Origin of the sequence: Bradyrhizobium sp., from assembly GCF_049581145.1 — a bacterium.
Classification (GTDB): Bacteria; Pseudomonadota; Alphaproteobacteria; order Rhizobiales; family Xanthobacteraceae; genus Bradyrhizobium.
Genome location: NZ_JBAURI010000302.1, coordinates 1 through 2,352 on the forward strand (window position 1 = coordinate 1; position 2,352 = coordinate 2,352).

2 protein-coding genes are annotated in these 2,352 nt (G+C 62.3%); both read left to right on the plus strand.

What is annotated here, in order from left to right:
* Positions 1–22 precede the first annotated feature (22 nt).
* Positions 23–973, plus strand: a complete 951-nt coding sequence (locus WCB02_RS10115) for a YSC84-related protein (protein WP_423957931.1) — start codon at positions 23–25, stop codon at positions 971–973.
* Between the two features lie 512 nt (positions 974–1,485).
* Positions 1,486–2,172, plus strand: coding sequence for a GPR1/FUN34/YaaH family transporter (locus tag WCB02_RS10120; RefSeq protein WP_423957929.1), 687 nt, complete (start codon positions 1,486–1,488; stop codon positions 2,170–2,172).
* The last annotated feature ends 180 nt before the right edge of the window (positions 2,173–2,352 follow it).

The following is a 2,352-nucleotide window of genomic DNA, read 5'->3' on the forward strand; positions in this document are numbered from 1 at the left end:
GGCAGACGACCTGAAGAACCAGGTGGCCAGCATGCCGAACGTCACGATTCCTTCAGGCCTCGACAGCGAGCATCGGCAGAAGCTGCAAGAGTTGAAATCGTTGTCGGGCGCAGCTTTCGAACGGCAATATCGGGAAAGCCAGATCAAGGGCCATGAAGCGGCAATCAAGATCTTCACCGATTATGCCGGGACCGGCTCAGACGACAAGGAGGCCGGCTTGAAATCCTGGGCCAAAGCGTCCGTTCCGATCCTGGAAAAGCATCTCCAGCGGGCGGAAAACCTGCCGCAGCCCAAAGGGCCTTCGGTGGCGGCCGCGCCGGGCAATTCGAGCGATCTTGCCGCCACCGGCTCGCGGTCGATGACCACGGGTGCTGCGCCGACACGCAACAGCAATGGCGGCGCCGGACAGGCGCTCGTGAACGACTCGGTCGGCGTGATCAAGAAGATGGAAGCCGACAACAAGCTCGCACAGCTCGTCAAGACGGCAAAAGGCCTTTACATCGTTCCCGAGTTCGGCCGGGGCGCCCTCGTCGTCGGCGCACGCGGCGGAGCTGGATTGCTCACGGTTCACGAGAACGGAAAATGGAGCGATCCGGCATTTTACGACCTCGGAGGCATTAGCGTCGGACCTCAGGTTGGCGGTTCCGGCGGCGCGGTTGTCTTCGTGCTGATGAACCAAAAGGCGGTGGACGCCTTCAGGCGGTCGGACAGCTTTTCGCTGAACGCTGGAGCCGGGATATCGATCGCCAACTATTCCGACAACTCCCAGGAATCCTGGGGCAAGAGCGACATCGTTTTGTGGTCGGATACGGCTGGCGCCTACATCGGAGCAACGATCAGCGTGACCGATATCACTTCGAACCGAGAAGACGACCGCAACTACTACGGAAAAAATGTGGATTTGACCAACATTCTGAATGGCAGCGTGACGAACGCGAATGCGGCTGAGTTGACGACCGTTCTGCCAGAGTGATGGCTCGGCAAGTCAGGGCGAGCGGTTGGCCGCATTCGTCAGCGGCTGACTGCGCGCCATGGCCATGTTGATCGTGGCCTGTTGATCCTGGCCTGTTGATCCGCGACGACGCATTCGGACTTGCGCGATCGGGCGCCTCCATGGAGGCCGCTGGCTCGAGTTGCCTTACTTTACGCCTCCGCGTCGAACTCGACATCACCTGCGCGGACATCCATGCCGCTGAGCTCGAGGCGCTGGACGCGTGGTGATGCGAGGCGTCCGTCTCGGCCTGTTTGACGACACGGGTTCACCGCGTGTGGCTGCCAAGAGGAGCGGCGGAGCACGACAGTTGAACTCCCCGTCTCGTCGCCCTCGCCACGCTGCGGTCGATAGCCGCAAAATCGCTTTCCAGCACAGCTGACCCCGGGTCGCAGGGAGCGTCGTGATAGGAACAGACGTGATCAAGCGCCGTTTCGCAAGAGCAGCGCCTCGCGAGGCTCTGTTCGAGGGAAGGAATTGTGATGGACGACATTTTGGAGCTGCGCAACGAGGCGGCGAAACGGCCGGTGCAAGGTGTGTGGGCCCGAGGCGGTCCGGTGTTCTCGCATCTTGGCGAGGACACCGTGCGCGGTTTGGAAGGCCACACTATCGCCTCCTTCGGGGATGCCGCCTCGCTCGGCTTCTGGTCATCCGCTTCCGGGCTCGGCGTCACCGGTCTGTTCGAAGCGGGTGCGATCGCCGTCGGCCAGGCAACGATGCTTTTTCCCACGCTACTGGTCTATTCCGGACTCGTGCCGTTCATCGCCGGGCTGTTTCTTTATCGGCGCAACAATGCGTTTCTCGCCAGTGCGTTCTGCTCGCTCGGTGCGCTGAATCTCACGCGCGGCCTGCTGCTCCTGGTGGAAGCGGGTGGATTATTGCCGCAAGGACGCGCCTCTGACCTGCTGCAAGGATGCATGCTGGAATCATTTGGCTATGTCGCACTATCATTGTCTATCGCAGCATGGCGCATCAATGTGGTTGCCATGCTGATGACCGGATTTGCTGGCCTCGGCTATCTGTTGGCTGGCTTGTCGCTGCTCGCGGGCTGGACCCAGACGGGTCGGATTGGCGGCTACCTCATGATCGCGTCGGCGCTCGCCGCATTTTACGGCGGCACCGCAGTCGCGGTTAATACGGCTTGGCAGCGCGAGGTCCTTCCGATCCTGGGCGAGGCTTGATCCTCCTCGGGAAACGGTCGGGCGAGCACGTCATTGGCGTCGCTCCATGGCCGTAGCGCGCCGCGCGACCGCCGTGCCGGCTGCGGATGGCTTGCTCGCTGACGCGTCTTGACGGCCGGCGAGCAGCGCCAAGATTGCGCACCTCGCGGTGCAACCGGACCGACAGCCGCAGGCTTAGCC